We start from the raw sequence: 25,466 nt of genomic DNA on the forward strand, positions 1-25,466 counted from the left end.
TCATGCAATTGACTGTTATTGAACACGCCGGCCAACCCATTCAACGCGGAACCACCGCAGTATTCAGGCCGCCTGGCGGCACCATTGGCCGCAATGCGGACAATCATCTCGTGTTGCCTGACGAAACACGGCAGATTTCGCGGCTGCAGGCGCTGCTGCAGATCGAGGGCGAGCGCTGCGTGCTCAGGAATCTCAGCAGCGTGCTGGTGGTCGAGGTCAACAGCACACCGTTGTCGTGCGCGGACGAACACGCGCTGAAGGCAGGCGATGCGATTCGCATCGGAACATATCTGTTGCGCGCCGAGCGTGACAATGTAAAGGCGGATACCAGCGGCGCGCCGGCATCGCAGAACCGCGACGATTTCTGGCATACGCTTGAATCACGCTTCGGCGGCGGCACGCACCCAGCCGCCCAGCCCGGCGCACGCGAACGGACCTCGCCTTCCGCATCGCGCGGTGGCGGCGATGGGGGGCAGCGCGCTGTCGCGTTCGACGAATTGCGCAACGTTCCATCCGATCCGCTTGATTTGTTTGGTCCGGCCGACAGCACAGGCGACGGCCTCTTTGAACCGTCTCCGAGCAACCTCGCGCAACCGGCAGCGCCGTTGCCGCAGGCGCCCGGCAACCTTGATCACCCATCCGGCGCGCGGAGCGCGGCATCGGATCATGCAGGCGAATGGACGCAGACGATTCGCGCCCGCCCGCTTGTACCGGACACGCCGGACACCATGCGAGCCGTCGAGCAGCCCGGCAGGAGCGGTGACGGAGATGCCGCGACTCGCCTTGACGCATCGGCTCAGCCTCTGCTGATGGCATTTATGCGAGGCGCGGGTCTCGACACCGCGAGCGACCAGTGGACGACCGACCAGCTCCACACCGCGGGTCAACTGCTTGCACTGTTCGCCAACGGTACCGTGAAGCTGCTCTCATCGCGCAGCATTCTCAAACGCGAAGTGAAAGCTGACATGACGATGCTGCTCGACCGTGAGAACAATCCACTCAAGCTGCTTCCGGACGGTGGCGCAGTGCTCAGGCAGATGTTCGGCCTGCCTTTTCCCGGGTTCATGTCACCACAGGGCGCGGTCAGCGACGCCTTCAACGATCTGCACGCACATCAGATCGGCATGGTGGCCGGCATGCGCGCGGCGCTCACCGAACTGCTGCGGCGTTTTGCTCCGGAACGGCTGGAGCAGCGTACCCCGATGCAGCAGTGGCTCGATCGTTATGTGCCGATGCGGCGCAAGGCCCGGCTATGGGATGAATATATGAAGCTTCACCGCGACACGCTGCTCGCCGTCGAGGACGATTTCAGCGCCGTGTTTGGCAGTGCGTTTCTTGCGGCCTACGACGCGGAGGTCACACAGTACCGCAATAGCTGCCGCGGCTGAAGCGGCGGGCACATGGATATTTCGTATGCCTGGTTCTCGTGCACGGGAGGCCGCTCGGGCAACCAGGACGTCATCGGCCATGTGGTGGCAGAGGGGCACGCATGTTTCGTGGTGAGCGACGGCATCGCCGGCGAACCGGGCGGCGAGGTTGCGGCCCAATGCGCGGTGAATCATATCCTCGCGTACGGCAGCGCCCGCCCGATGACCTCTGTGGCGATCGAGGCCTGCATCAGGGACGCGAACGACGCGATTCTGGCCGAACAGGCGCGCGATGCGCGCAACCAGAAGATGGGGGCCACTGTCGTCGCGCTGTTCATCGATCGCACGGCGCGCACCGCGCAATGGGCACACCTCGGCGACAGCCGGCTTTATCACTTCCGGCGTGGCGTGCTGATCCATCGAACGCGCGACGACAGTCTGCTGCAGCGCATGGCCGACGCGGGCCTGCCATTCGACGGAATCAGCCCGAATCTTCTCGATCGCGCGCTTGGCGTACACGGCGACATCACACCTTGCGTCAGCCCGATTGAGTCGCTACATGACGGCGACGCCTTTCTACTATGCACGGATGGTCTATGGCATGCGGTGCCCGACGCAAGCATCGAGCAGCATCTGCGAATCGTCAACAAGGTGGACGACTGGTTGAGTCTGCTGCGGCACGCTGTTTCACACCAGCACACGCACGGCGCCCCAATGGACAACTACTCGGCACTAGCAGTGTGGGCTGGTCGTCCGGAAGACGTCACCTTGCAGCGGATCAAGGAATAGATCAGGCGATGCCCGGGTCAAGGCTTCTTCGTCCTGGATACCGCAGGATTTCAGCATGTCGCGGACGAACGCCAAAATCGTCTGATGTCCCTGGATCATCCGCCTATGCTAATGCCGCTCGATGACCCGAGCCGCTTCATGCGGAGGCTCCATGGAACTTCGTGATCTGGCGGGAGCGCCCGGAAACGATATTAGCCAGATTTTCCTTGTCAACGTTCTCGGCCATGCCGATTGGCACTCCGACGTGGATGGGCAACCCGATAAACCAGATGAGACACGGAGGCGCCAGTGAACCTGAAACTCCACGCTCGTGCAATTTTCATTCTGTCGATGTTGACTGCTCTGCTGAACGGCTGTTCCGGCGGCGATGGCATCAGCTCGCCGCAAGGTGGCGACGCCTCCGCGCTCACGTTCAGAATGGACGCCGGCGGGCAGATCAATCAGTTCTATCGCGAGGGCAAAATCTCGGCTCATCTCCTGATGCGCTCGTCGAAGAAACCGAGACTGCTGGTCGTCTTTCCTGCCGGAAACAGCGGCACCGGCCTGTGGTTCGATGACACCGTACAAGCCGTCAACTGGAGCCTCGATGCGCCGCTCACACCCGCCGTCAGTCGCGACGAACTGGGACGGAGTCTCTACGGCATCACAGCCGATGTGTCTGTCGACGCCAGCCAGCTGACCCTGCGGCAAGCCCTGCTCAGCTCAGTGCGGTTCCTCCGCGATTACAACGGCGGCAACGCCGTGCCGCCGGACATCCTGACCGCGGCCGCTGTGTCGGGCACCGTGGCGACATGGCGGCGCAACCGGGTCGATGGCGCGCCCGGCTACGCGCTCAGCGTTGCGGTGACGGGTGGCGGCACGCTCGCCGCCGGTACGAACGGCACGCTGCAACTGCGCGCCGCGGCAGGCAGCACCACGCTGCATCTTCATGTTCAGGCGATGAGCGGTGAAACACCGCTGACGCCGATCACACGTGCCGACCTCTTCAACGAGACGGTGAACCCCGACACGCAAAGCCAGAACGTGGTCGACTTCCTCAGCTATCAGGACAAGCTGCTCGCCGGCTCGTGGCAGTACAACACCTATTTCGGTCGCGATACGCTGATTTCCGTCCGGATGTTGATGCCGGTGCTGGAGCCCACCGCGATCGAGGCCGGGCTGAGTGCCGTATTAAACAGGCTGTCGCCGGACGGGAAAGTCGCGCACGAGGAAGGCATCGGCGAGTTCGCGCTGATCGACAACCTGAAGAACGGCCGCCCGAACGACGCGACGCCCACCTACGACTACAAGATGATCGACGGCGACTACATGCTGGGTCCGATCATGGCCGCGTGGCTGATCGACGATTCGCGCGGCCAGACCCGTGCCGCCGCCTATCTCGCGCAGACCGGAAGCGGCGGACAGACGCACGGAAGCCGACTCGCCGGCAACCTCGTGTTCGTCGCCAACACGGCCCGTGCGTTCGCGCAGCAGAGCACCGCGTCGAACCTGATCCACCTGCGTGCCGGCGAGATTGTCGGCAACTGGCGGGACAGCACCAATGGCCTCGGCGGTGGCGTGTACCCCTACGACGTGAACGCTGTGCTCGTGCCGGCCGCATTGCGCGCGGCAAGCCGGTTTGTCGAAAGCGGCCTGCTCGAGCCGTACCTGAGCATCGACCAGCGTAACGCGCTCGTCGATGCCGCGCAGGAAGCGTCGGTCTGGGAATCGGCCGCGCCCGCGCTCTTCGCCGTGACGGCCACACCCGAGCAGGCCGCAGCGCAACTGCCTGCCTATGCGGCGCAGGCAGGCGTGCCGGTCGGCACGGTGCCCGTCGCGCCGGTATCCTTCTACGCGCTGTCGCTCGACGAGCAAGGCAATCCGGTCCCGGTGATGAACTCCGACGGCGGCTTTGCGCTGTTGTTCGGTACGCCCTCCGCAGACACGCTGCAGCGGATCGTGACCGATATCGTGCAGCCCTTTCCAGCCGGGCTCATCACCGATGCCGGCATGCTGATCGCGAATCCCGCGTATGCGAGCCAGTCGCTGTGGCCGCGCTTTTCGAGTGCCGCCTATCACGGCGCGGTCATCTGGTCGTGGCAACAGGCGATGTGGGTCGCCGGGCTGGACCGGCAACTCGCCCGCCAGGATCTGCCCGATCCGGTCCGGTCGCTGCTCAGCGATGCCAGACTGCGTGTCTGGCAGGTGATCGCAAACGCCAGGGACATGCGGGCCTCCGAGATGTGGTCATGGTCGTACGCGAACGGCCACTACCAGAGCGAAGCGTTCGGCACGCGAAGCGCGGACGTCACCGAAGCGAACGCTGCCCAGCTGTGGAGTACGACCTACCTCGCAATCCAGGACCCGAACCTGCGCGCAGCGAAATACTGGTGGCAGGCACAAACCGGAACGAACGGAGTCGTGTTGGGCCGCGCCGGGATGCCTTGATTTCGGAATCTGTCGCATTAACGGGTTCTGTCGCATTAAGGCGGTGCGATATGATTTGCGTCGATAAGTCGAAGACCGTTGATTTCCTGCTGCGAGCCCAGCGTGACAAGACTGCGGCGCAACGTTATTTCGAGAAGTCGATTGACCAGAACGGCGAACCAGAGACGATCACGATCGACAAAAGTGGCGAGAATCTGGCCGCGCTGGAGAGTCTGAACGCCGAGAGCGACATTCCGATCAAGATCCGTCAAAACAAGTATCTGAACAACATCATCGAAGTGCGACACGAGGTCGCTTACAGAAGTTGTTCTCCCTTCTCGCCGTATCGAAGGAGAGAACCACCGGTGTCACCCGGTGAATCCAGGGGCCTGAATCAAGAGCGGCTCTGACAACGTAACGAAGCGCCGCAAGGCGCGGGGTATCAATCGCGAGAGGCGTACCCTTCTGGCAGCCATACGCCGGATGAGTGCCAGATAGTCGGTATGGTGAAAACATTTGAATCTGCAGTAGGGTCGTTACGTTGAACGTAAGCGCGGCACCAGCAACGTCTTGACTGGAGATCGCGATCTTCAGACTGTGGTGCGGAGCTGAGCGGCAACGACCCACGGTGCAAGTTCGTCGATGCGATTGATCGCATGGTCGGCGATGCGTGCAAGCACGTAGCGCAGAACGCCTGAGGTTCGATGCCGTTGAGTTTTGCGGTCCCAATGAGGCTCTGCCGCTTGAACTTGACCGAGAAATTCGGTCGCTTGGACCGTTTGGATTGGTGAGGGCTGTCCACTGTAGCGTCCACCATTCGTTTGGTGGGCACCAAAGTAGCCAAACTCAACAAGTAAATCTACACGGTAATGAAGACGCGCTTACGGTATTCCATCCAGATCCCTCGGAGATCTCACCACAAGCACCGGAACGTCCGCGCGCCGCAAGAACGCTTCCGCGACGCTGCCGAGCAACAACCCGCCCTATGCCGTGCCGGCCTTGCGTACCCATCACCACCAGACCAGCACCCTGGCGTTGCACGCAACGGCCGAGGCAGTGAGCGACATCGTCCGCGGCATTTTCTGTTTCCTCGATCTCCGTGTCGCCGGGCACGCCACGTTCGGTCATGGCCCGGCGCGCTTCGTCGAGAGCAATGCGGCCGTCTTCACGTAGCACGTTACGAAGCTGATTCGAGTCGACATAGCCCGCATACCTGGACACGCCCCAAGGATGCACGATGTACACCGCGTGAAGCCGCGCCTGCGTAAGCTGCGCCATGTCGAGCGCTTCGTACAGCGCCCATCTGGACGACTCGCTGCCATCCAGCGCCACGACGATCTTCTGATACATGACCCGCTCCTCGTAGACGTTGCAGGAATCCCGCTCGACGGCCGGATACCTGCGTATCGCCACAGCTAACTGGATCATCGGCGCGAATGCGTTCGGTCGCCTGACCTGCATCAAGCAAGCGCGTGACAGATCGTCCGACTTCGCGTTCTCCCAGCCCGACCGGTCCGCGGTCGTCGGGTGAATGATCCAGATCAATGGACCCATCGCCATGAAGTGACCTAATCCACTTACCAAAAAAAACGGCGAGGTCCGTCATGAAAAACCTGGCAGATTCACTCCCGGCCTCCGCTTCCGCGAAGCCGGCCGACAGCCCTGCGAGCGTGGGCGCCAAACCATTGCGCCTCGGCTTGCTCACCGCTCTGGTGATCGGTTCGATGATCGGCAGCGGCGTGTTCTCGCTACCGCAGAACATGGCCTCGGGCGCCGGCGCCGCCGCCGTGCTGATCGGCTGGCTGATCGCCGGCGCGGGCATGTTGATGCTCGCGTTCGTCTATCAGACCTTGACGACGCGCAAGCCCGAACTCGACAACGGCATCTACGCCTATGCGCGGGCCAGCGCCGGCGACTTCGTCGGCTTCAATTCGGCGTGGGGCTACTGGGTCAGCGCGTGGATCGGCAACGTCGGCTATCTCGTCATCGTGTTCGGCACGCTCGGCTACTTCTTTCCCGTATTCGGCGACGGCAACACACGTGCCGCGGTGCTCGGCGCATCCATCACCCTGTGGATCATGCACGCGGTGATCCTGCGCGGCGTGCGCGGCGCGGCGGTGCTCAACGCGATCACCACGGTCGCCAAGATCATCCCGCTGCTGTTGTTCATCGTGCTCGCGGCAGCCGCATTCAAGGGCCATGTGATCGCGCAGGACTTCTGGGGCAACGTGAAGCTCGGCAGCGTGTTCACGCAAGTCAAGAGCACGATGCTCATCACCGTGTGGGTGTTCATCGGCATCGAAGGCGCGAGTGTGTTCTCGGCCCGCGCGCAGCGGCGCGAGGATATCGGGCGCGCGACCCTGCTCGGCTTCGCCGTCGTCCTGGTGCTGCTGATGGCGGTCTCCTTGTTGTCGCTCGGCATCGTCCCGCAAGGCGAACTCGCCGCGATGAAGAACCCGTCGATGGCCGGCGTGCTCGACCGCGCGGTCGGCGCCTGGGGCGCGGTGCTGATCAGTCTCGGTCTGCTGGTGTCGGTCGGCGGCGCATTGCTGGCCTGGACGCTGTTGGCGGCCGAAACGCTCTTCACGCCGGCGGACGGCGGCGTCATGCCGAAGTTTCTGGCCCGGGAAAATAGTCACGGCGTGCCGGCCAACGCGCTGTGGGTCACCAACGGACTGGTGCAGTTGTTTCTCATCATCACGCTCGTATCCAGCGCGACTTATCAGGCGCTCATCTCGCTGGCGACTTCGATGATCCTGGTCCCGTATCTGTTCTCCGCCGTCTACGCGACTCGCATCGCGATGCGCGGCGAAGTTTATGCGCCGACGGACAACACGCGCATCCGCGATCTGCTGATCGGCGCGGCCGCGACCGTTTATTGCGGCTGGCTGCTGTACGCCGCCGGTCCCAAGTATCTGCTGCTCTCCGCCCTCCTCTACGCACCCGGCGTGCTGCTGTACGGCTGGGCGAAACGCGAACGCGGCGCGCGTCTTTTCAAGCCCTTCGAAGTGGTGATCCTCGCGGCCCTGCTCGTTCTCGCCGCCGTGGCGGCATGGCTGCTGTCCACCGGCGCGCTCGGCCTTTGATCCGTCAATCCCAGGAGAATCACAATGACATTCGGCGTTTATTCAGAAATCGGCCCGTTGCGCAAGGTCATGGTCTGCCGCCCCGGCCTCGCCCAGGCGCGCCTGACACCGGCCAATTGCCGCGAGTTGTTGTTCGACGACGTGCTGTGGGTATCGCAGGCGAAGAACGATCATTACGCGTTCGTCAGCACGATGCAGGAGCACGGCGTCGACGTGCTCGATATGCACGATCTGCTGACCGACATTCTGCGCGGCCGCGAGGCGCGCGAGTGGGTGCTCGAGCACAAGCTCGCGCCGGGCACGGTGGACGATGAACTGGCCGAGCAACTGCGGCCCTGGCTCGATGAAATGAGCGCTGACGAGCTGGCCGAACGCCTGATCGGCGGAATCGTTCGAGCCGAGTTGCCGTTCGAGCCCGCCGGTCTGCTCGCGCAATGCACCCCGCCCTCGGGCTTCATTCTTCCGGCGTTGCCGAACACGCTTTTCACGCGCGACAGCAGTTGCTGGATCAACGACGGCATCGTGCTCGGATCGATGTACTGGCCGGCCCGGCAACAGGAAACGCTGCTTGCCGCCGCCATCTACCGGTTCCATCCGCTCTTCAGCGGCGGCACGCGCATCTGGTGGGGCGACCCGGACACGGACCACGGCGGCGCCACGCTCGAAGGCGGCGATGTGATGCCGCTATCGCGCGACGTCGTGTTGATCGGCATGGGCGAGCGGACCTCGCCGCAAGGCGTCGCGCAACTCGCGCGGGCGCTGTTCGCCCGCGAATCGGTCAAGCAGGTCATCGCCGCGCAACTGCCGCGCTCGCGTGGCGCGATGCATCTCGACACCGTCTTCACCTTCTGCGACCACGACCTCGTGACGATCTTTCCCGAGGTGGTCGATGCGATCCGTTGCACGACCTTGCGCCCCGGCAGCATGCCGGGTCAGCTCGACGTGCGGCCCGAGAGCGCGCCGTTCCTCGACGTGGTCGCTAGGGCGCTGGGCATCGCGACGCTGCGCACCGTCGCCACCGGCGGCGATACGTGGGAGTCCGAGCGCGAGCAATGGGACGACGGCAATAACGTGATCGCGCTTGCGCCGGGCGTGGTCGCCGCCTACAACCGCAACGTCTACACCAACACGCTTTTGCGCAAGGCCGGTGTGGAGGTCATCACGATTCCGAGCGGCGAACTGGGCCGCGGCCGCGGCGGCGGCCATTGCATGACCTGCCCCATCGAACGCGCCCCCCTCTGACGCCCGCGCGCGCGTCGCACTCCTGGAGAATTCACTCATGGCATTCAATCTACGCAACCGCAGTTTGCTGAACATGCAGGATTTCACGCCGCGTGACATCCGCTTTCTGCTCGACCTCGCCGCCGAACTCAAGCGCGCGAAATATGCAGGCAACGAAGTGCCGCGCCTCACCGGCAAGAACGTGGCCCTGATCTTCGAAAAGACCTCGACGCGCACACGTTGCGCCTTCGAGGTCGCCGTGCATGACCAGGGCGGCCACGTCACCTACATCGATTCCAGCAGTTCGCAACTCGGCCGCAAGGAGTCGCTCAAGGACACCGCGCGGGTGCTCGGACGCCTCTACGACGGCATCGAATACCGCGGCTTTCATCAGAGCATGGTGGAGGATCTCGCGACCTATTCGCACGTTCCCGTATGGAACGGCCTCACCGACGAATTCCACCCGACGCAAGTGCTCGCCGATCTGCTGACCATGCAGGAATTCGGCGAAAAGCCGCTCCACGAACTGTCGTTCTGCTACCTCGGCGACGCCCGCTTCAACATGGGCAATTCGCTGCTGATCGGCGGCGTGCAGATGGGCATGGACGTGCGTATCGCCGCTCCGCGCGAGTTGTGGCCGAACGACGAACTGGTGGAACAGATGCGGCATCTCGCCGAGCGAACCGGCGCGAGCGTGACGATCGTCGAGGACCCGCATGAGGCCGTGAGCAACGCCGATTTCATCTACACGGATGTGTGGGTGTCGATGGGCGAACCGGTTCAGGCGTGGGGCCCGCGCATTGATCTGCTGCTGCCCTATCAGGTCAACGCCGCGCTGATGAAAGCCACCGGCAAGGCGCGCACGCGCTTCATGCACTGCCTGCCCGCCTATCACAATCTCGACACGGAAACCGGCCGCATGATCCACGAGCATTTCGGCCTGTCCGAACTCGAAGTGAGCGACGAAGTGTTCGAATCGAATGCGTCGATCGTGTTCTCCCAGGCTGAAAACCGCATGCACACCATCAAGGCCGTGCTCGTGGCGACGCTCGCGTAAGGGACTTGAGATGCGCATTCTGATAGCACTGGGCGGCAACGCGCTGCTGCGCCGCGGCGAACCGATGACGATGGCGCACCAGATCGCCAATATCCGCCGTGCCGCGACGCAGATCGCGCGGCTTGCCGGTGAGCATCAACTGGTGGTCGCGCATGGCAACGGTCCGCAGGTCGGGCTGCTGGCGTTGCAGGCCGCCAACGGCAACGCGGAGGACGCAGCGCCGCTCGATGTACTCGACGCCGAATCCGAAGGCATGATCGGCTATCTGCTCGAACAGGAACTGGCGAACGCGCTGCCGGCCGCGCGGCAGGTGGCCACCCTGCTCACGCGCGTCGAGGTCGATGCCGACGATCCGGCCTTCACGCATCCCACCAAACCGATCGGCCCGGTTTATACGCAGGTGCAGGCCGAACTGCTTGCGGCGCGCAATGGCTGGCGTATCGCGCCTGATGGAAGCGGCTTCAGGCGGGTCGTGGCGTCGCCGAAGCCTCGGCGTATCGACGCGCTGAAGCCGGTTGAATGGCTGCTGGAGCACGACGCGATCGTGATCGCGGCCGGTGGCGGCGGCATCCCGGTCACGCTCGCGGCGGACGGGCGAACGCGTACCGGCATCGAGGCCGTGATCGACAAGGATCTGTGCAGCGCGTTACTCGCCGCGAATCTGAGCGCCGATCTGCTGCTGATCGCGACCGACGTGGATGCCGTCTATGCCGACTGGCATACGCCGACCGAGCGGGCGCTGGGGGAGATATCGGCGGCGGCATTGCGGTCGATCGTGTTTCCCGCCGGATCGATGGGCCCCAAGGTGGAAGCGGCGTGCGATTTCGTCGCGCGTACCGGCAAGCGCGCGGTGATCGGCTCGCTCGAGCAGATCGAGGAAATGGCGGCGGGAACGGCGGGTACGCAGGTTACGCGGTGAGTGGGAGCGTGCGGTGTGGTCGTGCAGTCGGCAATCGTCGTCGGCCCGGCGAACGAAGAGGTCTACACCGACGCGCTCAACCGCATCAAGGTGCGCTTCCACTGGGACCGGCTCAACGATGGCGACGAGAAGGCGTCATGCTGGCTGCGGGTCGCGATGTCGGATACGGGCGGCGGCTATGGCGGCGTGCATGTGCCGAGGATCGGCGAGGAAGTGCTGATCGAATGGGTGGATGGCGACTGCGACAGGCCGCTCGTCACGGGCCGGGTGTATAACGGCGCGACGCAATCGCACTGACATTCGAACGGTCTGCTGTCGGGCTACAGGTCGAAGGAATATCAGGGCAGCGGCTACAACCAGATGGTGATGGACGATGCGACCGGCCAGAACCGCGTTCACCTCCATAGCAGCAGCACGAATGCGCATCTGCATCTGGGTTATCTGATCGCGCAGACCGGCAACACACGCGGCGCGTATCTGGGCAGCGGTTTCGACCTGAAGTCCGACGCCTACGGCGCGGTGCGCGCTAGTCAGGGCCTGTACGTCTCCACGCATGCGAAACCGGCAGCGGGCCAGCAACTCGACGTGCGCGAGGCGAACTCGCAACTGGTGAATGCGGAAAGCGTGCTGGAGGCGCTGTCCGGGGCGAGCACCACGCATCAGGCTGAAAGCCTCGGGGACGGACACGCGGCACTGAAGTCGTTCACCGATGCTACCCGGAACAATGTTGCGGGCTCGCCGTCGGGTGGCAGGACCGCGGGCGGTGGAACAGGCAGTGCCAATGCAGACGAACATGGAAGATGGCTTACGCCAAAACATGGAGCATGATGGTATTCAAATGGACAGTCTGAAACCAGGGAACGGCAGCATCGACTTTCCGGTGCAACGGTACATGCTTGAGCTTGACGACAATACCTTCAAATCCTTCGCATTCAAGACGCATCCCTTAGCATATCTGGATGGAGGTCTCGCAGATCTTCCGATTCTGGATTTGGTAAAGATCTCGGCGCAACCGAACATCCAGGAATGGGGCGACATACGAACGTGGGAGCAGGCCGTTGACAGCGGCAAAGTGGTTCTGCCGCATATGATTAACCATTCTGACATCGACGATCCAGTCGGCAAGGCACTCGGTCGCCTGCTGGCAAAATGACATGCAAAAATCGAAACGCTGGACGATGCTATTAGGCGGTCTTGCTTTGCTGGCCGCTTTAACCTACGGATATCAGAGCATGACAACAGGCTGGGAAACGGTCACGACATCTTTTGCAAAAGGTGACAAACCCTATGGCGGGGGCGCATTTCGTATTCGCGGCGACGACATCATCAGCCTCAAGACTGCAGGACCGGAACTGAAGTTCAAGCCGGCAAGTGAACTCAAAAATCCCGAGGTCGCGGAGTTTACCGAAGCGTGGATGGATGATTCTTCCGAACGGCTAAATCGACGCACAGTAGCTTTCCTGAAAGGAACGTTCAGTGGTGGCTTGACGCGCACGTTCCAGCAACGCGGTCAGAATGCCGTCTGGTGGTATTCAAAAGACTGGCGCACGGTGTACGTCAGCACCGGGTGGATGGATTACAAGGTACCGCACGCTGCTGACGAGCAGGCCCCGCAGATCACCAAACTCTGGCGCTCCAGCGACGGCGGCCAGAACTGGACCCAACTGAACTGGCAAGAGGACCACAACATCGGCCAGTTGCTGTTTCTCGATCCGCAGCGTGGTTATGCAATCGGCTGGGGACCCCACGTATGGCGCACGGCCGACGGCGGTCAGTCATGGCGAGAAATAAAGGTGCCGCCGCTAGCCAACACCGGCAAGCCGCGCAAAACCTTCGACGCGGTCAATCTCGGCGCTGATGGGGTGCTGCGTGTTGCCTACTACGTCGAACAATTGGGCGAGCTCAAAACATCGAGTCTTATCTACCGAATGACGTGGGACCAGCAGGACTTCGAGCAGGACGTGGTGCTGCCGAACCAGACGGTGGTCGACCTGCAATCGTCACCGGAGACGACCGGCGGCTATTCGCTGTACGCGTTATCCCGCTTGGGCACGCCGCGCAACTGGGACGACCCGAGCGACAAGGGACACCGCACGGGCGCACTCTCGGTATGGGCGAACGTCCAGCGCCCCAACGTGCAGCAGTTGCATACGTTCGACGACCGCCTGATGCTCGATGGCCTCAGCGCGGGAAGACAAGGCGTGCTGCTGGTCTATGCCACTGATGCGACGGGCGACGGTGCGCCGGCCGATCTCACTTTCATCAGCAAGGATTCCGGCAAATCGTGGAACGAACTCAATGATGGCGCGGCCCAGGGCGGCTATTTCGACCCGGATACCAATACCCAATACGCACTGTTCGCCTACACGTTGAAGAAGCGGAAACTGTAGCGATTCAACCCAATGCGCAACGCGCCGTAAAACCGCCGTAAAACCCTAACCCTTCCCCCGCGACAGGCGCCCGAGCGCAGCTTTCGCTAGCTCACAACCGCTCCCACCGTCTCACAGAGACAACGACCGCCCCGCGAAACCTCGCGGGGCTCGTTTTGCACTCATCCCACACTACCCATCCTCATCCCCGCAGCAGCACCCACACTCAAATCCCCGGCATCATCTGATACGGCTCCGTGTGATCCTCCACGCCCTTGACACCGGGTATGTTCTGCGCCGCCACACGAACCGCATCGACCGCTTCCGTCGATTGAAACACGCCCCACAGATGCACGACGCCGTCGCTGACGACGATATTGCGGCCCGCGAACGCCCACTTGCGGCCCGCGAGTTCGCCCATCAACATCGCGCGGATCTCGCCGTCCGACAGCGCGACATCCGATGCCGGCTCATCCGGCACGCTCGCCAGCGCCTGCACGAGATTGGCGCGGCTCACGATCCCCACGAGTTGCCCCGCCATCATCACGGGCACGCGTTTGATGCGCCGCGTTTCCAGAATCCCGGCCACTTCGCCGAGCGGCGTGTCGGGCCGAACGCTCAGCACCTCGGCGGTCATCACGTCGCGCACCTTGGCGCCGTGAGTCTTGACGTAATCGCGTGCTTCATGGTCCGCGGACCAGAGATCGAGCCACGAGGTCCGCGTGCGCTCATCGGTGCCGATTTCGCTGCGGCGAAGCAGGTCGCCTTCGCTGATCATGCCGACGACATCGCCGCCGGGGCCCAGGACCGGTGCGCCGCTGATGCGGTTATCGACGAAAATTCTGGCGACCTCCCGCACGGTCATGTCGGGTGAGACGGATATGACATTGGTGGTCATGACATCGGATGCGCGCATGGTAAGCCTCCTCAACGGTTGGATACTTGAATTCGCGGAACCGGCCGTCGGTATCGAACGCCGGTTAAGCCCTCTTGTGCCTTGAGATTAGGCCGATGCGGGGTCGTCCCGTTTGACGTGGATCATCCCGAATGCTGGCGCGCGCATCCACCGACAGATGACTCAGGTCAATTACGCCGCATCCGTGAAGACGATACTGGTTGCCACGCAATCTTCGTCTGGAGAAAGGTCATGGCCCAAGTTATGAAAGCTGCTGTCGTTCACGAATTCGGCGCTCCGCTGCGGATCGAGGAGGTCCCCGTTCCGAAGCCCGCGCGCGGACAGATCCTCGTCAACATCAAGGCGTCGGGCGTCTGTCACACGGATCTGCACGCGGCCGACGGCGACTGGCCGGTCAGGCCCACACTGCCCTTCATTCCCGGCCACGAGGGCGTCGGCTATGTCGCCGCCGTCGGCGAGGGCGTCACGCATGTCAAGGAAGGCGACCGCGTCGGCGTGCCGTGGCTGTATACCGCCTGCGGTCATTGCGAACATTGTCTCGGCGGTTGGGAAACGCTTTGCCACGAGCAGCAGAACACGGGCTATTCGGTCAACGGCGCCTACGCCGAGTATGTGCTCGCCGATCCGAATTACGTCGGCCATTTGCCGTCGAATGTCGCCTTCGAGGATATCGCTCCGATCCTCTGCGCCGGTGTCACGGTGTACAAAGGCATCCGCATGACGGACACGCGGCCGGGTCAATGGATCGCGATTTCGGGCATCGGCGGCCTGGGCCACGTCGCGGTTCAATACGCGATCGCGATGGGCCTGCGCGTGGTCGCGGTCGACATCGCCGACGATAAGCTCGCTCTCGCCCGTGAACTCGGCGCGGCACTCACGTTCAACGCCGCCGAATGCGACGCCGCCGCGGCGATCCAGAAGGAAATCGGCGGAACGCACGGCGTGCTCGTCACCGCCGTATCGCGCGGCGCTTTCGCTCAGGCACTGGGCATGGTGCGCCGCGGCGGCACCGTCGCGCTGAACGGCCTGCCGCCGGGCGACTTCCCGCTGCCGATCTTCTCGACCGTGCTCAACGGCATCACCGTGCGGGGTTCCATTGTCGGCACCCGCAAGGACTTGCAGGAATCACTCGAATTCGCCGCCGAAGGCCGCGTGCGCGCGCGGATTCATCTGGACCGGCTGGACAACATCAATCATGTTTTCGCGGAACTGAAGAGCGGTCGGGTCGATGGCCGGATCGTGCTGAAGCTCGATTGATCGGTGGATTCGCAGGGGAACGACGCGGGGCACAACGCGGGCGCGAGCGCTTGACCGGCTCGCGCCCGGCACGAAGTCATGGACTCATGGCGAAGCGGTGAATCACGAACGAGAGCCGGCAATCACGCCGCCCCGGCAGAACACTCGCGTGGCACGGCCGACAACGTGTTCGACATCTTGAGTCCCAGCCATTGCATGCCTTCGCGCAATCCTGCCAGTACGGCTTCGCGCTCCGTGGGAAAAATACTGCTGTGCCTGAACTCGTGCCTGAACACTCCCGCTGGCGTGCGATGGCTGAGTTCGATCGAGCAATCGAAGCCGCCCGCCGCGCAATGCGTGGTGGCGGCGACCGACCAGTCGCCCTCGCCCGCGTTACCCGAAATCGTCATGAGTCGTTCCTCGTTGATGCGTCGCCGGCAATGCGTCGCGCACGGCGACGGCTGCATGAGCGGCGTCGGCCATGTCGCGGCGAGTTGGCGGTGCCTACCTCACCGTCAGATTGTCGATGACCGCATGCACGCCTGGCGCCGACCATGCCGCGCCGCGCGCGGCCGAGCGCTCCGCCAGGGAGCCGACCGTGCCCTCCAGCGTGACGGTTCCCTCGTGCACCTTCACGCCGATGTGCTTCGCCTCGCGTTCGGCGTGGCGTTGCAGCGCACGGCCGATCTGCTCGCCGATATCGTGCGCGGCCGCATCGCCCCCTATCCGGATGAGGTTCGAAACCCCCGTCACGCCGCGCATGTGCGAAATCGTGCGCGTGGCGACGTGGCTTTGATACGCCCAATCGACTTCGCCGCCCAGCGTCACCCAGCCCTTCTCGACCTGCACCTTCACGGCCTCTTCGCTCAACCCGACGGTCCAGTGCAGAATGGTGCGGACCGCGCTGGCGATTTCCTCGTCGCTGCGAACGTCCTTGTGCGGCAACCGAATCGCCATCTCCACGACGACCGCCTTCACGCCGGCCACGCGCTGCGCGGCCTTCTCCGCCGCGAGCTTTTCCGCATAGCTGACCGGGTGGCCCGACAGCGTCACGACCCTGTCATGCACTTCGACACCGATGTCCGCGACGTTGACCGCCGGATCCCAGGCCAGTTCGTCTTCGACCTGCCGTTTCAATTCCATGTCCGACTTCATTGCATGCTCCTCGTTTGCGTGCAGCCATGCGCCGTCGTGCGGCGAATCACGCGTTCGCGCTCTTTCATATCGTGGCGGGCGTGCCGTATCACTGACTTTAGGCGCGGCGGCGAGACGCCGATTGACGTGCGTCAAGCACCCCGCATCGTGAAGACGCCGGCTGAGCGCGGCGGCGAATCACCTCGATGCCGCCGGCGATGCAAGCAGCGCGGCCTAGCCGCCATGTCGTTGGCCTCGCCGCTCGCGACCGCCGGACGACGACGGCGGCTGGATCGAATTCGCCGAATTCGCCGAATTGGCCGGCGCGGCCTGACTGGCGCCGCCGCGGTCCGCGCGCCGGTAAGGCATGCCGGCCGCCGCGCCTTGCATGTACTGCAACCACTCCTGCCACGGCTGCATGACCGGATTCATGGGGACGTGCGTCGGCCATTGCTCGCTCCACGCCGACTGCCACGTTGCCAACGCTTCGCGCAGTCCCTCGCCATAGCCGCTTTGCAGCCGCACCGCGGAACCCAGGCCTTGCTGCCAGAGACTGGCGGTGGTTGTCAGGTACTCGCGCGCCACGCTCTGGCAGGACGCCGCGAATTCATTCCAGTCACGCGCTGTCGAGGCCGCATTGCGAATCGCCTGCGCCGCCGCCAGGTCGCGCCGGACGCGTTGCATGTGGAACTCGCCGGCCTGTTGCCGCGCTTCGTGGCCGAAGCTCAGCATTTGCAGCGCGAATGCAAGATTCGCGCGGTACAGATCGAACGGGGTGACGGATGGGTCTGTCATGATGAATCTCCTGACGTAATGAAGCGGTCCGCATGCGGGCAGCGAGACGCTGCGGCGAGTGCTTGCGCGGCAGCACTGCGTCCAATGTAGGCGCGGGCGTCTGAAGCCCGTTGACTTGCGTCAATCGCGCAAGGGCTTGCCCTCGACGTGAGCCGTCTGCGCGTGCCGTGAGACCTCCTCCTCTCCACACGTCGGCCGGCGCGTGGCGCAAGACGCGAGGCGCATTAAGGCGGATCGGCAACGCGTGTTTCGCCGCCGCGCGCCTGCACGTCTTTTCTCAGCGCGGCAATCTCGCCGCGCAGCGCCTTGATGTCGCGATGCATTTCGCGCCGCAGAATGCGCTCTTCCCGTTCGACGATAGTCGCGGCAATGCTGGCGAAAACCAGCGACAACAGTCCGTAGCCGAGCAGCACCACGAAGGCGGCGAAAACGCGCGAGGCGGGCGTGGTCGGCGCCATGTCGCCATAACCGACAGTCGCGCTACTTTCGAACGCGAGCCAGACGCCTTCGCCGTAGGTATGCACGCCGGGTTCGAGCCAGTAAAACCCCGCTCCCGCGCAGGCGAGCAGTATCGCGGCTGCGATGAGCAGCAGCCACAGGCGGCCGGGCGAGAAGAACCCTTGCAGCGACACCACGATGCGCACCGCCACGAGCCCCACGAACAGGATGCGCAGCACCCATTCGGCCGACGACCACGGCGCCATGCCCCACGCCACACCGCCCGCCGCGGCCAGCGCAATCAGCACGTCGTAGCCATTGCGCGTGAGAAAGCGCCGCGGTTTGCGGCTCAGGCAGGCCATGCGGACAAGGACCGCCGCGAATCCGGCGGACATGCAGGCATAGAGCGCACGTCCCACGAGATGAAACCCGGCTGCGGCAGCCAGTTCGAAATAGAACGCCGGAATCGCGAGCAGGCTGAGCGCGAACAGCGCCCACTGCATCCAGCGCCATGCGTGCACGGCGCGCGCGTCGTCGTGAGGATCGACCCCGGCGAGACCCGCCACGCGCAAGCTTTCGTTCAAGGCGACACCGTCTCTATACGCGCGCGAGATCGCGCGCCTTCTCAAGCGTGATTTCAGTGTCGCGATGTGCTGCAATGCGGGCTTCGGTGCTGCAGCCGGCAACACGGATCGTCAGCAGCGCAAGCGCCGCGCGCCATCGGTTTTTCATCACAGTCCGCCCATTTTCGGGTGCAACGCCACGGATGCCGTTGCAACCACTTGTCTTTTTAAAAGTATGGGCAGGACGTGTCCAGACATTTGACGTGGATCATGATCTGTCGTGAGAGGGGCCACCGTGTAGGGAAACGCTGACATCCGCGCAGGAACACCTACCGCAGTCTCAGCGAGACCTGATTTATCCGGCCTGTTCGATGACCAATACTGAATTCATCGGAGACCGCAATCGACCCATCCGCGCAGCGGTAAAAACCGCCGCGCCATTCCTGTCGAGCGCTTCAGGAGACCATCATGACGACCCACGCTTCTTTCGATGCCGGGAAGGCGCCGGCTGACGGCCAGTTGCGCGATGCGCTCGACGCCGGCGATCTCAATCGCATCCTCACGCTCGCTCGCGAGGCGGGCATGCTGGTCACGCTGGACGGTCGGATCGGCCGGGAGAAGTACCCAGGCATCGCCGGCTCGCTCAACGCGTTCCGGCGCGTCGCGCAAGCGCTTCGCAACGCCTCCCTGCAAGCCTCGGCGCGCTGAAGGAACTCCCGGCCAATGCGGCCACTCCCGACTGCGAGGTGCGCGACATGAAGCTGACCTTTCTCGGTGCGGCGGAAACCGTCACCGGTTCGAGATATCTCCTCGAAGGCGCGGGGCTGCGGATTCTGATCGACTGCGGTTTGTTTCAGGGCACGAAGAATCTGCGTCTGCACAACTGGCGTCCCCTGCCCGTCGATATCCACACGCTGGATGCGGTGGTCTTGACCCACGCGCATCTGGATCACAGCGGCTACCTGCCGGTGCTCGTGCGAGCGGGCTATCGCGGACCGATTTACTGCACGCGCGGCACCCGCGACCTGTGCCAGATCATGCTGCGCGACAGCGCGCGCTTGCAGGAGGAAGAAGCGGCCTACGCGAACCGCCACGGCTTGTCGAAGCATCATCCGGCGTTGCCGCTGTACACGCTGGACGACGCCGAACGCGCGCTGGAACTGCTCGAGCCGCGCGACTTCGACGTGCCCAAGCGCTTGAACGAGCACGCGTGTTTTCGCCTGCTGCCGGCCGGGCACATTCTCGGCGCGGCGAGCGTGGTGCTGTGCGTCGAAGGCAAGGTCATCGCGTTCTCGGGCGATCTCGGCCGGCCGGACGACCCGATCATGCGCGCGCCGATGCCGCTCGCGCACGCCGACTACCTGGTGGTCGAATCCACCTACGGCGACCGTCTGCACGACACAGCCGATCCCGCCACCGAGCTGGCGGAAGTCTTCGCGAAGACCTTCCGGCGTGACGGCGTTGTCGTGATTCCGTGTTTCGCGGTGGGGCGCGCGCAATCGGTGCTTCATCACATCGCGCGACTCAAAGCCACCGGCCGGATGGCGAATGTGCCGGTCTTTCTCGACAGCCCGATGGCGACGAGCGTCACGCAGCTTTATTTGCATCATGTCGGCGAGCACCGGCTGAGCTCGACCGAGGCCAACGCGATCAGCCACGCCGCGCAGAGGGTGCGCAGCGTCGACGAATCGAAGGCGATTCTGACGCGGCACGGCCCGATGGTGATCATCGCGGGCAGCGGCATGGCGACCGGCGGCCGGGTCGTGCATCACCTGAAAGCCTTTGCGCCCGATCATCGCAACACGATCGCGCTGGTCGGCTATCAGGCGGCGGGCACGCGCGGCGCGGCGCTGGCGGCCGGCGCGCCGACGATCAGGATTCACGGCGACGACGTGCCGGTGCGCGCCTCGGTGGCGAGCCTGTCGTCGTTGTCGGCCCACGCGGACTACGCCGAGATGCTGTCCTGGCTGCATTCGATACCGGAGCCGCCGCGGCGCACCTTTGTCACCCACGGCGAGCCGGCCGCCGCCGATGCGATGCGCCGTCACATCGAAGAGACGTATCACTGGCGCTGCGACGTGCCGGTCTACCTGGAAAGCGTCGACTTGCCGGCATCCGCGGAATACGCGGGCGTCGATCCCTGCGTCGCCGTCGCGAATACGGCGACGGTGCGCGGCGTGCCGGCGCCCGATGCCGCGAGCGGCGCTCCATTGAATTCGAACTGATCCAGATCAATCCGCGCACGGCGCAGCCTGACACAGTGGGCGTATGAAAGCGTGCAGGAGACCACGACATGAACGCCCGGCGGCTGCCCCACCCGTGTTCGATGAGACCGCGATGAAACACTTCTTCAGACTCGGCACGGCAACGCGCGACCCGGCTCGCCCCCGCCCGGTGACAGGTCCATCGGCGCCGCGTATCGCCCTGCCCGCGCCGATGTCGAGCGGCGGCCTGCCCATCATGGAAGCCTTCTCGAAACGGCGCACGACGCGCCGCTTCGCCACGACGGAACTCGACGAAGCGACCCTCGGCCAGTTGCTCTGGGCCGCCAACGGCGTCAACCGCGGCGATTCGGACGGCAACGGCGGACGCACGGCGCCGTCCGTGCTCGCCTTGCACGAGATCGACGTTTATGCGGCGCTCGCCTGCGGCTTATACCGCTACGACCCGTTGCAGCATTGCCTCGATCTGGTGAGAGCCGCCGATCTGCGCGGCTTGACGGGCTATCAGGACTTCGTCGGCGAAGCGCCGGTCGAACTGGTCTACGTGGCCGACCTCGCGCGCATGCACGACATCGCGCCGTCGCAGCGCGAGCCGTTCGCGTATGCGAGCGCGGGCGCGATCGTGGAGAACGTTTATCTTTTTTGCGCCGCCGCGGGGCTGGCGGTCGCCGCCCGAAGCTGGCTCAACCGCAGCGCGTTGGGCGTCGAGATGCATCTGTCGCGCGACAGCGTGCCGGTTCTCGCACAAACCGTCGGGCACTTCGATCGTTCCGAGCCTGGGGATGCGGACGATATCTCCTGAGGAGTGCGCGAGCCGAGCGCGCGTGCGCGTACTGGGCCGCGCTACGGTCGGTGTCTGCATGGCATGCCGTGAGACCGGGGCTGTTTACTGAGCGGCATCGTGTCGTGGTGCAAGCGGGACGCACGGCTGCCACTCGGTGCTTGAGTTGTCGCCCGGTGTTGTGAATCGCCTTGTCCAAATCGCGCGCTGACACACGAGCGCGCCCCTCGCCGGGCAGCGGCGCCGCCCCTGCATGATGCCGAGCAACGCATCCGTCGCGGCATCACCGGCCACTTCACTTGAAAGAAGCGTCAGCCCGCACCCGCGCAAACCGGAGAAATGCTCATCAAGCCGCCGCCTGCTGACCCGTATCCCCCGCCTCACGGATCAGCAGCACGGGGCACGTCGCGAAGCGGACGAACCGCTCGGCCACGCTGCCGATCACCATGCGCCGCAAGCCGCGGCGTCCGTGCGTGCCCATCACGACCAGATCCGCACCGCGCCGTTGCGCACAGCGCAGCAAAGCGCCGGCAATGTCCTCGCCGATGCCTTGCGTCTCCACGATCTCCATATCGCCCGTGACATTGAACTCGCGCATCTGCGCGAGCGCGTCATGCAGCAAACTCGTGCCGACCTGCCGCGCGGCGTCCGTCAGCAGATGCGGATCGCAGGCGCCCGCGTAGGTGAAAGCCGCCGACTGATCCAGCACGTACACCGCCGTCAACTTGCCGCGCGAGAGCTTCGCGAGCTGAACCGCCTCGGCGAGCGCGCGCTTCGCGGCTGCGCTGCCGTCGATGGCCACCACGATGTTCGAATACATGACTGCCTCCGGGACTAGGAATAAAACGTTGCGACAGGCGTTGGACGTTCAGACCCGCGTAACGCCGCGTTCGAGCAGGCGTTCGGCCGCATCGAAAGCCGCGCGCACGGCGGCGTCGGGGTCGGCGCTCTGCCGATGTTCGAGCGGCACCAGTTCGCCGTTGCGCAGAACCAGATCGAGTCGCGCATCGAACATGAGGTGATTCGGCGTGGCGTCGAACACCCCGCGTGAGGTGCCATCCGGCGCACGCTCGCGAATCGCCTCGATCGCGAGATGGCAACCAGAAATGGATTTGCCGAAGCGCTCGAGCCGCACGAACTGAACGGCGGCTTCGGCCTCGATTTGCGCGGACCCCGCAAACCCGAAGTACACGATCTGCATATCGATTCCCATGCCGCCTCCGAGCGTGCCTTGATACTCATCGGCCGTCGCGGCGTCAGTCGCCAGAACGGAAGCCGCGAACGACAGCGAGCCGATGAATACATGATCGGCGCTATTCGCGTCATGCGATTGACATGCGTCAACGGCGCGGCAGTGCCGCGCAGCGCCTGTGCGAACGCGGGCGCGGAATGCCGCGGACGGAATCCGGCGGCGTGAGCGTGGATCAAGCACGGATCACGCGCACCGCACCGGCGAGCGCGGGTCGCGCTCCGGTTGATCCAACGCAACGCGCCTCTGCGCCGCGCGCGTATGGTCCGGGTAATACGTCCACGGCCATTACCCTTCGGGGAGCATCACATGAACGATTCCAACTCTCTCCCTGCTCATCCGCTCGCGGATCAGGCTCGCGACGACGCGAGCGCCGCCGGCCATGTCTATCTGATCGGCGGCGGTATCGCGTCGCTAGCGGCCGCGGCGTTTCTGATTCGCGACGCCGATATGCCCGGCTACCGCATCACGATTCTCGAAGCGCTCGACCAGCCGGGCGGCAGCCTCGACGGCGCCGGTTCGTCGCGGGAAGGCTACGTCGTGCGCGGCGGCCGCATGCTCGAAAGCAAGTATCTGTGCACCTACGACCTGTTCGACTCGATTCCCACGCTCGACGGCCACGGCAGCGTCACGAAGGAAATCTTCGACTGGAACGAGACGCTGCGCACCTCGTCGAAAGCGCGGCTCGTGCGCGACGGCCGGCGCGAGGACGCGCCCGCCTACGGGCTCGCCGACACGCATCTGCTGACGCTCGGCCGCCTGTCGCTCGAACCGGAAATTCTGCTCGGCGACAGCCGCATTTCCGACCACTTCGAACCGGACTTTTTCGACACCAACTTCTGGACCATGTGGTGCACGACGTTCGCCTTCCAGCCGTGGCACAGCGCCGCCGAATTCCGCCGTTACCTGCTGCGCTTCGCGCATATGACCTCGGGCTTCAACCAGTTGCACGGCATCATGCGCACGGTCTACAACCAGTACGACTCGATGGTGCGGCCGCTGCGCAAATGGCTCGACGAGCATGGCGTGGCGTTTCGCGCCAACACGCGCGTCGTCGATCTGCGGTATGACCAAAGCGGCGAACTGAACCGCGTGTCGGGCATCGTCTGCGAACACGACAAGCGGCGCGTGGAGATTCCGGTCGGCGCGGCGGACAAGGTCATCGTCACGCTCGGCTCGATGACGGCGGGATCGAGCCTCGGCGGCACGCACCGCCCGGCCGTGTTCGATCATGCCGACAGCAGCGGCGCGTGGGCGCTGTGGAAAACCATCGCGGCGGGACGAGCCGAATTCGGCCACCCCTCGGTGTTCGCCGATCATGTCGACGAATCCAAATGGCTGTCCTTTACAGCGACGCTGCGCGATCCGACGCTGTTCCGCCTGGTCCGCGATCTGACCGGCAACGTGCCCGGCGAAGGCGGCCTGATCACCTTCCCGCAATCGAACTGGCTCGCCTCGATCGTGCTGCCTCATCAGCCGCATTTCATCGGCCAGCCGAAGGACGTCCAGGTGTTCTGGGGTTATGGGCTCTTCATCGACCGGCCCGGCAACTTCGTCGGCAAGCCGATGGCCGAGTGCACGGGCCGCGAGATCATGACGGAGCTGCTCGGCCATCTGCACATTCAGGCGGAAGCCCCCCGCATTCTCGACGACGCGATCTGCATTCCGTGCCTGATGCCGTTCGTCACCAGCCAGTTCCTGCGGCGCAAGCGCGGCGACCGGCCGCAAGTCGTGCCCGAGGGCTGGGCGAACCTCGCGTTCATCGGACAGTTTTGCGAGCTGCCGAACGACGTCGTGTTCACCGTCGAATATTCGGTTCGGTCCGCGCAGACCGCCGTTTATACGCTGCTCGGTTTGAACCGGTCGGCGCCGCCCGTGTACAAAGGCCAGCACGATGCGCGCGTGGTGTACGGCGCGGCGTCCGCGTTGCGCGGGCACTGAGCGGGCCATGCACGCCACCCCTGCCGCCATTGATCTGCATCAACGGGGCCGCCGCGATCGTTGCTGGACTCAGGCTCAACGATCCGTGCGTCACCGTCTCTTTCCGGAGCGACTGCCATGAACTACAAAACCATCGTTGTTCACCTGGACACCAGCGAGCGCGCGCATCCGCGGCTCGAAATCGCCCTGCGGCTCGCCAAACAGTTCGGCGCGCATCTGACGGGCGCCTATGCCGTGTTCTCGCCGGATCCGCGTTCGCTCCATGTGATGGCGGGAACCGCGGAGTATTACCGGGAGCAGGAAGCGCGGCGCACCGAGCGGCGCGCGGCGCTAGAGCGCCTCTTTCACGCCGAACTCCGGCGCGCCGAGGTGCCCGGCGAGTGGATCGCCATCGACGCGCCCGCGAGTCTCGCGATTCCGCGCGCGGGCCGCTGCGCCGACCTGATCGTGGCCGGCCAGGACAACCCCGCCGATCCCGAGTCGTATGTCGGCGACTTCTTTCCGGAAAACCTGATTCTGACGAGCGGCCGGCCGGTGTTGCTGGTGCCGTATGCGGGCAATGACAGAGCCACGGGCAACCGGGTTCTGGTCGCGTGGGACGGCAGCCGCGAAGCCACGCGCGCCGTGCACGACGCGCTGCCGTTCCTGCGCGCGGCGGCGAGCACCACGATCCTCACCGTGAACGGGATGCGCGCGGGCCGGCACGATGACGAGCGCATCCGTCTTCCCGGCGCGGACATCGCCACCGTGCTCGCGCGGCATGGCGTGCAGGTCGAGGTCGCCGATATCGAAACCGGAGCGGGCGGCTCGGTCGGCGAGGTGCTGCTCTCGCAGGTCGCCGACGGCGGCGTCGATCTCCTGGTGATGGGCGCCTACGGCCATGCCCGCTGGCGTGAACTCATGATGGGCGGCGCCACGCGCACGATCCTCAAGTCGATGACCGTGCCCGTGCTGATGTCGCATTGAGCCCGGCAGAT

At 64.5% G+C, this 25,466-nt stretch carries 23 protein-coding genes and 4 pseudogenes; 17 read left to right on the plus strand and 10 right to left on the minus strand.

Annotated elements, in window-relative coordinates:
- The first annotated feature begins 2 nt into the window (after positions 1-2).
- The 4 genes and pseudogenes from tagH to ACOCG7_RS20830 all read left to right on the plus strand — a co-directional run.
- Positions 3-1,388, plus strand: a complete 1,386-nt coding sequence (gene tagH / locus ACOCG7_RS20815) for a type VI secretion system-associated FHA domain protein TagH (protein WP_244745012.1) — start codon at positions 3-5, stop codon at positions 1,386-1,388.
- A gap of 12 nt (positions 1,389-1,400) precedes the next feature.
- Positions 1,401-2,156, plus strand: coding sequence for a PP2C family protein-serine/threonine phosphatase (locus ACOCG7_RS20820; RefSeq protein WP_244744159.1), 756 nt, complete (start codon positions 1,401-1,403; stop codon positions 2,154-2,156).
- A 288-nt stretch (positions 2,157-2,444) separates the two neighbouring features.
- On the plus strand, positions 2,445-4,583 hold the full coding sequence (locus ACOCG7_RS20825) for a hypothetical protein (RefSeq protein ID WP_416448067.1): 2,139 nt from the start codon (positions 2,445-2,447) through the stop codon (positions 4,581-4,583).
- Between the two features lie 59 nt (positions 4,584-4,642).
- Positions 4,643-4,912: pseudogene (locus ACOCG7_RS20830) on the plus strand (DDE-type integrase/transposase/recombinase); the annotation flags it as partial.
- A gap of 240 nt (positions 4,913-5,152) precedes the next feature.
- On the opposite strand, the pseudogene ACOCG7_RS20835 reads toward ACOCG7_RS20830, so the two are convergent.
- Positions 5,153-5,298, minus strand: a pseudogene (locus tag ACOCG7_RS20835) (transposase domain-containing protein); the annotation flags it as partial.
- A gap of 145 nt (positions 5,299-5,443) precedes the next feature.
- Positions 5,444-5,912 (minus strand): annotated as a pseudogene (locus ACOCG7_RS20840) (universal stress protein).
- Positions 5,913-6,166: 254 nt separating this feature from the next.
- Between ACOCG7_RS20840 and arcD the strand changes: the two are divergent.
- From arcD to ACOCG7_RS20875, 7 genes and pseudogenes are all read left to right on the plus strand, one after another.
- On the plus strand, positions 6,167-7,648 hold the full coding sequence (arcD, locus tag ACOCG7_RS20845) for an arginine-ornithine antiporter (RefSeq protein ID WP_244744157.1): 1,482 nt from the start codon (positions 6,167-6,169) through the stop codon (positions 7,646-7,648).
- 24 nt (positions 7,649-7,672) lie between these two features.
- Positions 7,673-8,890, plus strand: coding sequence for an arginine deiminase (locus ACOCG7_RS20850; protein WP_347142912.1), 1,218 nt, complete (start codon positions 7,673-7,675; stop codon positions 8,888-8,890).
- Between the two features lie 37 nt (positions 8,891-8,927).
- On the plus strand, positions 8,928-9,926 hold the full coding sequence (gene argF / locus ACOCG7_RS20855) for an ornithine carbamoyltransferase (protein WP_114162456.1): 999 nt from the start codon (positions 8,928-8,930) through the stop codon (positions 9,924-9,926).
- A 10-nt stretch (positions 9,927-9,936) separates the two neighbouring features.
- Positions 9,937-10,845, plus strand: a complete 909-nt coding sequence (arcC, locus tag ACOCG7_RS20860; RefSeq protein ID WP_244744154.1) for a carbamate kinase — start codon at positions 9,937-9,939, stop codon at positions 10,843-10,845.
- Between the two features lie 21 nt (positions 10,846-10,866).
- Positions 10,867-11,631, plus strand: a pseudogene (locus ACOCG7_RS20865) (type VI secretion system Vgr family protein); the annotation flags it as partial.
- Positions 11,632-11,638: 7 nt separating this feature from the next.
- Entirely contained in the window at positions 11,639-11,998 is a 360-nt protein-coding gene (locus tag ACOCG7_RS20870; protein WP_244744153.1) for a hypothetical protein, read from the plus strand.
- A 79-nt stretch (positions 11,999-12,077) separates the two neighbouring features.
- Positions 12,078-13,235, plus strand: a complete 1,158-nt coding sequence (locus tag ACOCG7_RS20875) for a glycosyl hydrolase (RefSeq protein ID WP_244745011.1) — start codon at positions 12,078-12,080, stop codon at positions 13,233-13,235.
- Positions 13,236-13,440: 205 nt separating this feature from the next.
- Here the strand turns inward: ACOCG7_RS20875 and ACOCG7_RS20880 are convergent, their stop codons facing one another.
- Positions 13,441-14,130 (minus strand): CBS domain-containing protein, encoded by a 690-nt coding sequence (locus ACOCG7_RS20880; protein WP_244744152.1) that lies wholly within the window; start codon positions 14,128-14,130, stop codon positions 13,441-13,443.
- Between the two features lie 231 nt (positions 14,131-14,361).
- Here ACOCG7_RS20880 and adhP point away from each other — a divergent pair, with 231 nt between their 5' ends.
- A complete protein-coding gene (gene adhP / locus ACOCG7_RS20885; RefSeq protein WP_073431475.1) occupies positions 14,362-15,387 on the plus strand; it encodes an alcohol dehydrogenase AdhP in 1,026 nt (341 codons plus the stop codon).
- 122 nt (positions 15,388-15,509) lie between these two features.
- Here adhP and ACOCG7_RS20890 read toward each other — a convergent pair whose 3' ends face one another.
- The 5 genes from ACOCG7_RS20890 to ACOCG7_RS20910 form a co-directional block, all read right to left on the minus strand.
- A complete protein-coding gene (locus ACOCG7_RS20890) occupies positions 15,510-15,776 on the minus strand; it encodes a UDP-glucose 4-epimerase (RefSeq protein ID WP_244744151.1) in 267 nt (88 codons plus the stop codon).
- Between the two features lie 94 nt (positions 15,777-15,870).
- The gene (locus tag ACOCG7_RS20895; protein WP_244744150.1) at positions 15,871-16,521 is read right to left on the minus strand and encodes a BON domain-containing protein; all 651 of its coding nucleotides are present in this window, start codon (positions 16,519-16,521) and stop codon (positions 15,871-15,873) included.
- Between the two features lie 213 nt (positions 16,522-16,734).
- Positions 16,735-17,295 (minus strand): hypothetical protein, encoded by a 561-nt coding sequence (locus ACOCG7_RS20900; RefSeq protein WP_244744149.1) that lies wholly within the window; start codon positions 17,293-17,295, stop codon positions 16,735-16,737.
- Positions 17,296-17,519: 224 nt separating this feature from the next.
- Positions 17,520-18,317: a potassium channel family protein gene (locus ACOCG7_RS20905; RefSeq protein WP_244744147.1), complete on the minus strand. Its 798-nt coding sequence runs from the start codon at positions 18,315-18,317 to the stop codon at positions 17,520-17,522.
- Between the two features lie 13 nt (positions 18,318-18,330).
- The gene (locus tag ACOCG7_RS20910; protein WP_280519481.1) at positions 18,331-18,465 is read right to left on the minus strand and encodes a hypothetical protein; all 135 of its coding nucleotides are present in this window, start codon (positions 18,463-18,465) and stop codon (positions 18,331-18,333) included.
- Positions 18,466-18,764: 299 nt separating this feature from the next.
- Between ACOCG7_RS20910 and ACOCG7_RS20915 the strand changes: the two genes are divergently transcribed.
- The 3 genes from ACOCG7_RS20915 to ACOCG7_RS20925 all read left to right on the plus strand — a co-directional run bounded on the left by ACOCG7_RS20915 (position 18,765) and on the right by ACOCG7_RS20925 (position 21,320).
- Complete coding sequence (locus tag ACOCG7_RS20915; RefSeq protein WP_244744145.1) at positions 18,765-19,004, plus strand: hypothetical protein; 240 nt, start codon at positions 18,765-18,767, stop codon at positions 19,002-19,004.
- A gap of 47 nt (positions 19,005-19,051) precedes the next feature.
- Complete coding sequence (locus ACOCG7_RS20920) at positions 19,052-20,521, plus strand: MBL fold metallo-hydrolase RNA specificity domain-containing protein (RefSeq protein WP_244744144.1); 1,470 nt, start codon at positions 19,052-19,054, stop codon at positions 20,519-20,521.
- A gap of 112 nt (positions 20,522-20,633) precedes the next feature.
- Complete coding sequence (locus ACOCG7_RS20925; RefSeq protein WP_244744142.1) at positions 20,634-21,320, plus strand: nitroreductase family protein; 687 nt, start codon at positions 20,634-20,636, stop codon at positions 21,318-21,320.
- Positions 21,321-21,645: 325 nt separating this feature from the next.
- On the opposite strand, the gene ACOCG7_RS20930 is transcribed toward ACOCG7_RS20925, so the two are convergent.
- Together ACOCG7_RS20930 and ACOCG7_RS20935 are read right to left on the minus strand one after the other, a co-directional pair.
- On the minus strand, positions 21,646-22,119 hold the full coding sequence (locus ACOCG7_RS20930) for a universal stress protein (protein ID WP_073431482.1): 474 nt from the start codon (positions 22,117-22,119) through the stop codon (positions 21,646-21,648).
- 48 nt (positions 22,120-22,167) lie between these two features.
- Positions 22,168-22,512: a hypothetical protein gene (locus ACOCG7_RS20935; RefSeq protein WP_073431522.1), complete on the minus strand. Its 345-nt coding sequence runs from the start codon at positions 22,510-22,512 to the stop codon at positions 22,168-22,170.
- 345 nt (positions 22,513-22,857) lie between these two features.
- Here ACOCG7_RS20935 and ACOCG7_RS20940 point away from each other — a divergent pair, with 345 nt between their 5' ends.
- Positions 22,858-24,489, plus strand: a complete 1,632-nt coding sequence (locus tag ACOCG7_RS20940) for an oleate hydratase (RefSeq protein WP_244744140.1) — start codon at positions 22,858-22,860, stop codon at positions 24,487-24,489.
- Positions 24,490-24,606: 117 nt separating this feature from the next.
- A complete protein-coding gene (locus ACOCG7_RS20945; RefSeq protein WP_244744139.1) occupies positions 24,607-25,455 on the plus strand; it encodes a universal stress protein in 849 nt (282 codons plus the stop codon).
- Positions 25,456-25,466: the final 11 nt, after the last annotated feature.

Source organism: Paraburkholderia sp. DD10 (assembly GCF_049177125.1).
GTDB lineage: Bacteria > Pseudomonadota > Gammaproteobacteria > Burkholderiales > Burkholderiaceae > Paraburkholderia > Paraburkholderia terricola.

Coding starts and splice junctions, on each gene's coding strand:
- tagH (WP_244745012.1), top strand. CDS start 3: ATGCAATTGACTGTTATTGAACACGCCGGCCAACCCATTCAACGCGGA.
- ACOCG7_RS20820 (WP_244744159.1), top strand. CDS start 1,401: ATGGATATTTCGTATGCCTGGTTCTCGTGCACGGGAGGCCGCTCGGGC.
- arcD (WP_244744157.1), top strand. CDS start 6,167: ATGAAAAACCTGGCAGATTCACTCCCGGCCTCCGCTTCCGCGAAGCCG.
- ACOCG7_RS20850 (WP_347142912.1), top strand. CDS start 7,673: ATGACATTCGGCGTTTATTCAGAAATCGGCCCGTTGCGCAAGGTCATG.
- argF (WP_114162456.1), top strand. CDS start 8,928: ATGGCATTCAATCTACGCAACCGCAGTTTGCTGAACATGCAGGATTTC.
- arcC (WP_244744154.1), top strand. CDS start 9,937: ATGCGCATTCTGATAGCACTGGGCGGCAACGCGCTGCTGCGCCGCGGC.
- ACOCG7_RS20870 (WP_244744153.1), top strand. CDS start 11,639: ATGGAAGATGGCTTACGCCAAAACATGGAGCATGATGGTATTCAAATG.
- ACOCG7_RS20875 (WP_244745011.1), top strand. CDS start 12,078: ATGACAACAGGCTGGGAAACGGTCACGACATCTTTTGCAAAAGGTGAC.
- ACOCG7_RS20880 (WP_244744152.1), bottom strand. CDS start 14,130: ATGCGCGCATCCGATGTCATGACCACCAATGTCATATCCGTCTCACCC.
- adhP (WP_073431475.1), top strand. CDS start 14,362: ATGGCCCAAGTTATGAAAGCTGCTGTCGTTCACGAATTCGGCGCTCCG.
- ACOCG7_RS20890 (WP_244744151.1), bottom strand. CDS start 15,776: ATGACGATTTCGGGTAACGCGGGCGAGGGCGACTGGTCGGTCGCCGCC.
- ACOCG7_RS20895 (WP_244744150.1), bottom strand. CDS start 16,521: ATGAAGTCGGACATGGAATTGAAACGGCAGGTCGAAGACGAACTGGCC.
- ACOCG7_RS20900 (WP_244744149.1), bottom strand. CDS start 17,295: ATGACAGACCCATCCGTCACCCCGTTCGATCTGTACCGCGCGAATCTT.
- ACOCG7_RS20910 (WP_280519481.1), bottom strand. CDS start 18,465: ATGAAAAACCGATGGCGCGCGGCGCTTGCGCTGCTGACGATCCGTGTT.
- ACOCG7_RS20915 (WP_244744145.1), top strand. CDS start 18,765: ATGACGACCCACGCTTCTTTCGATGCCGGGAAGGCGCCGGCTGACGGC.
- ACOCG7_RS20920 (WP_244744144.1), top strand. CDS start 19,052: ATGAAGCTGACCTTTCTCGGTGCGGCGGAAACCGTCACCGGTTCGAGA.
- ACOCG7_RS20925 (WP_244744142.1), top strand. CDS start 20,634: ATGAAACACTTCTTCAGACTCGGCACGGCAACGCGCGACCCGGCTCGC.
- ACOCG7_RS20930 (WP_073431482.1), bottom strand. CDS start 22,119: ATGTATTCGAACATCGTGGTGGCCATCGACGGCAGCGCAGCCGCGAAG.
- ACOCG7_RS20935 (WP_073431522.1), bottom strand. CDS start 22,512: ATGGGAATCGATATGCAGATCGTGTACTTCGGGTTTGCGGGGTCCGCG.
- ACOCG7_RS20940 (WP_244744140.1), top strand. CDS start 22,858: ATGAACGATTCCAACTCTCTCCCTGCTCATCCGCTCGCGGATCAGGCT.
- ACOCG7_RS20945 (WP_244744139.1), top strand. CDS start 24,607: ATGAACTACAAAACCATCGTTGTTCACCTGGACACCAGCGAGCGCGCG.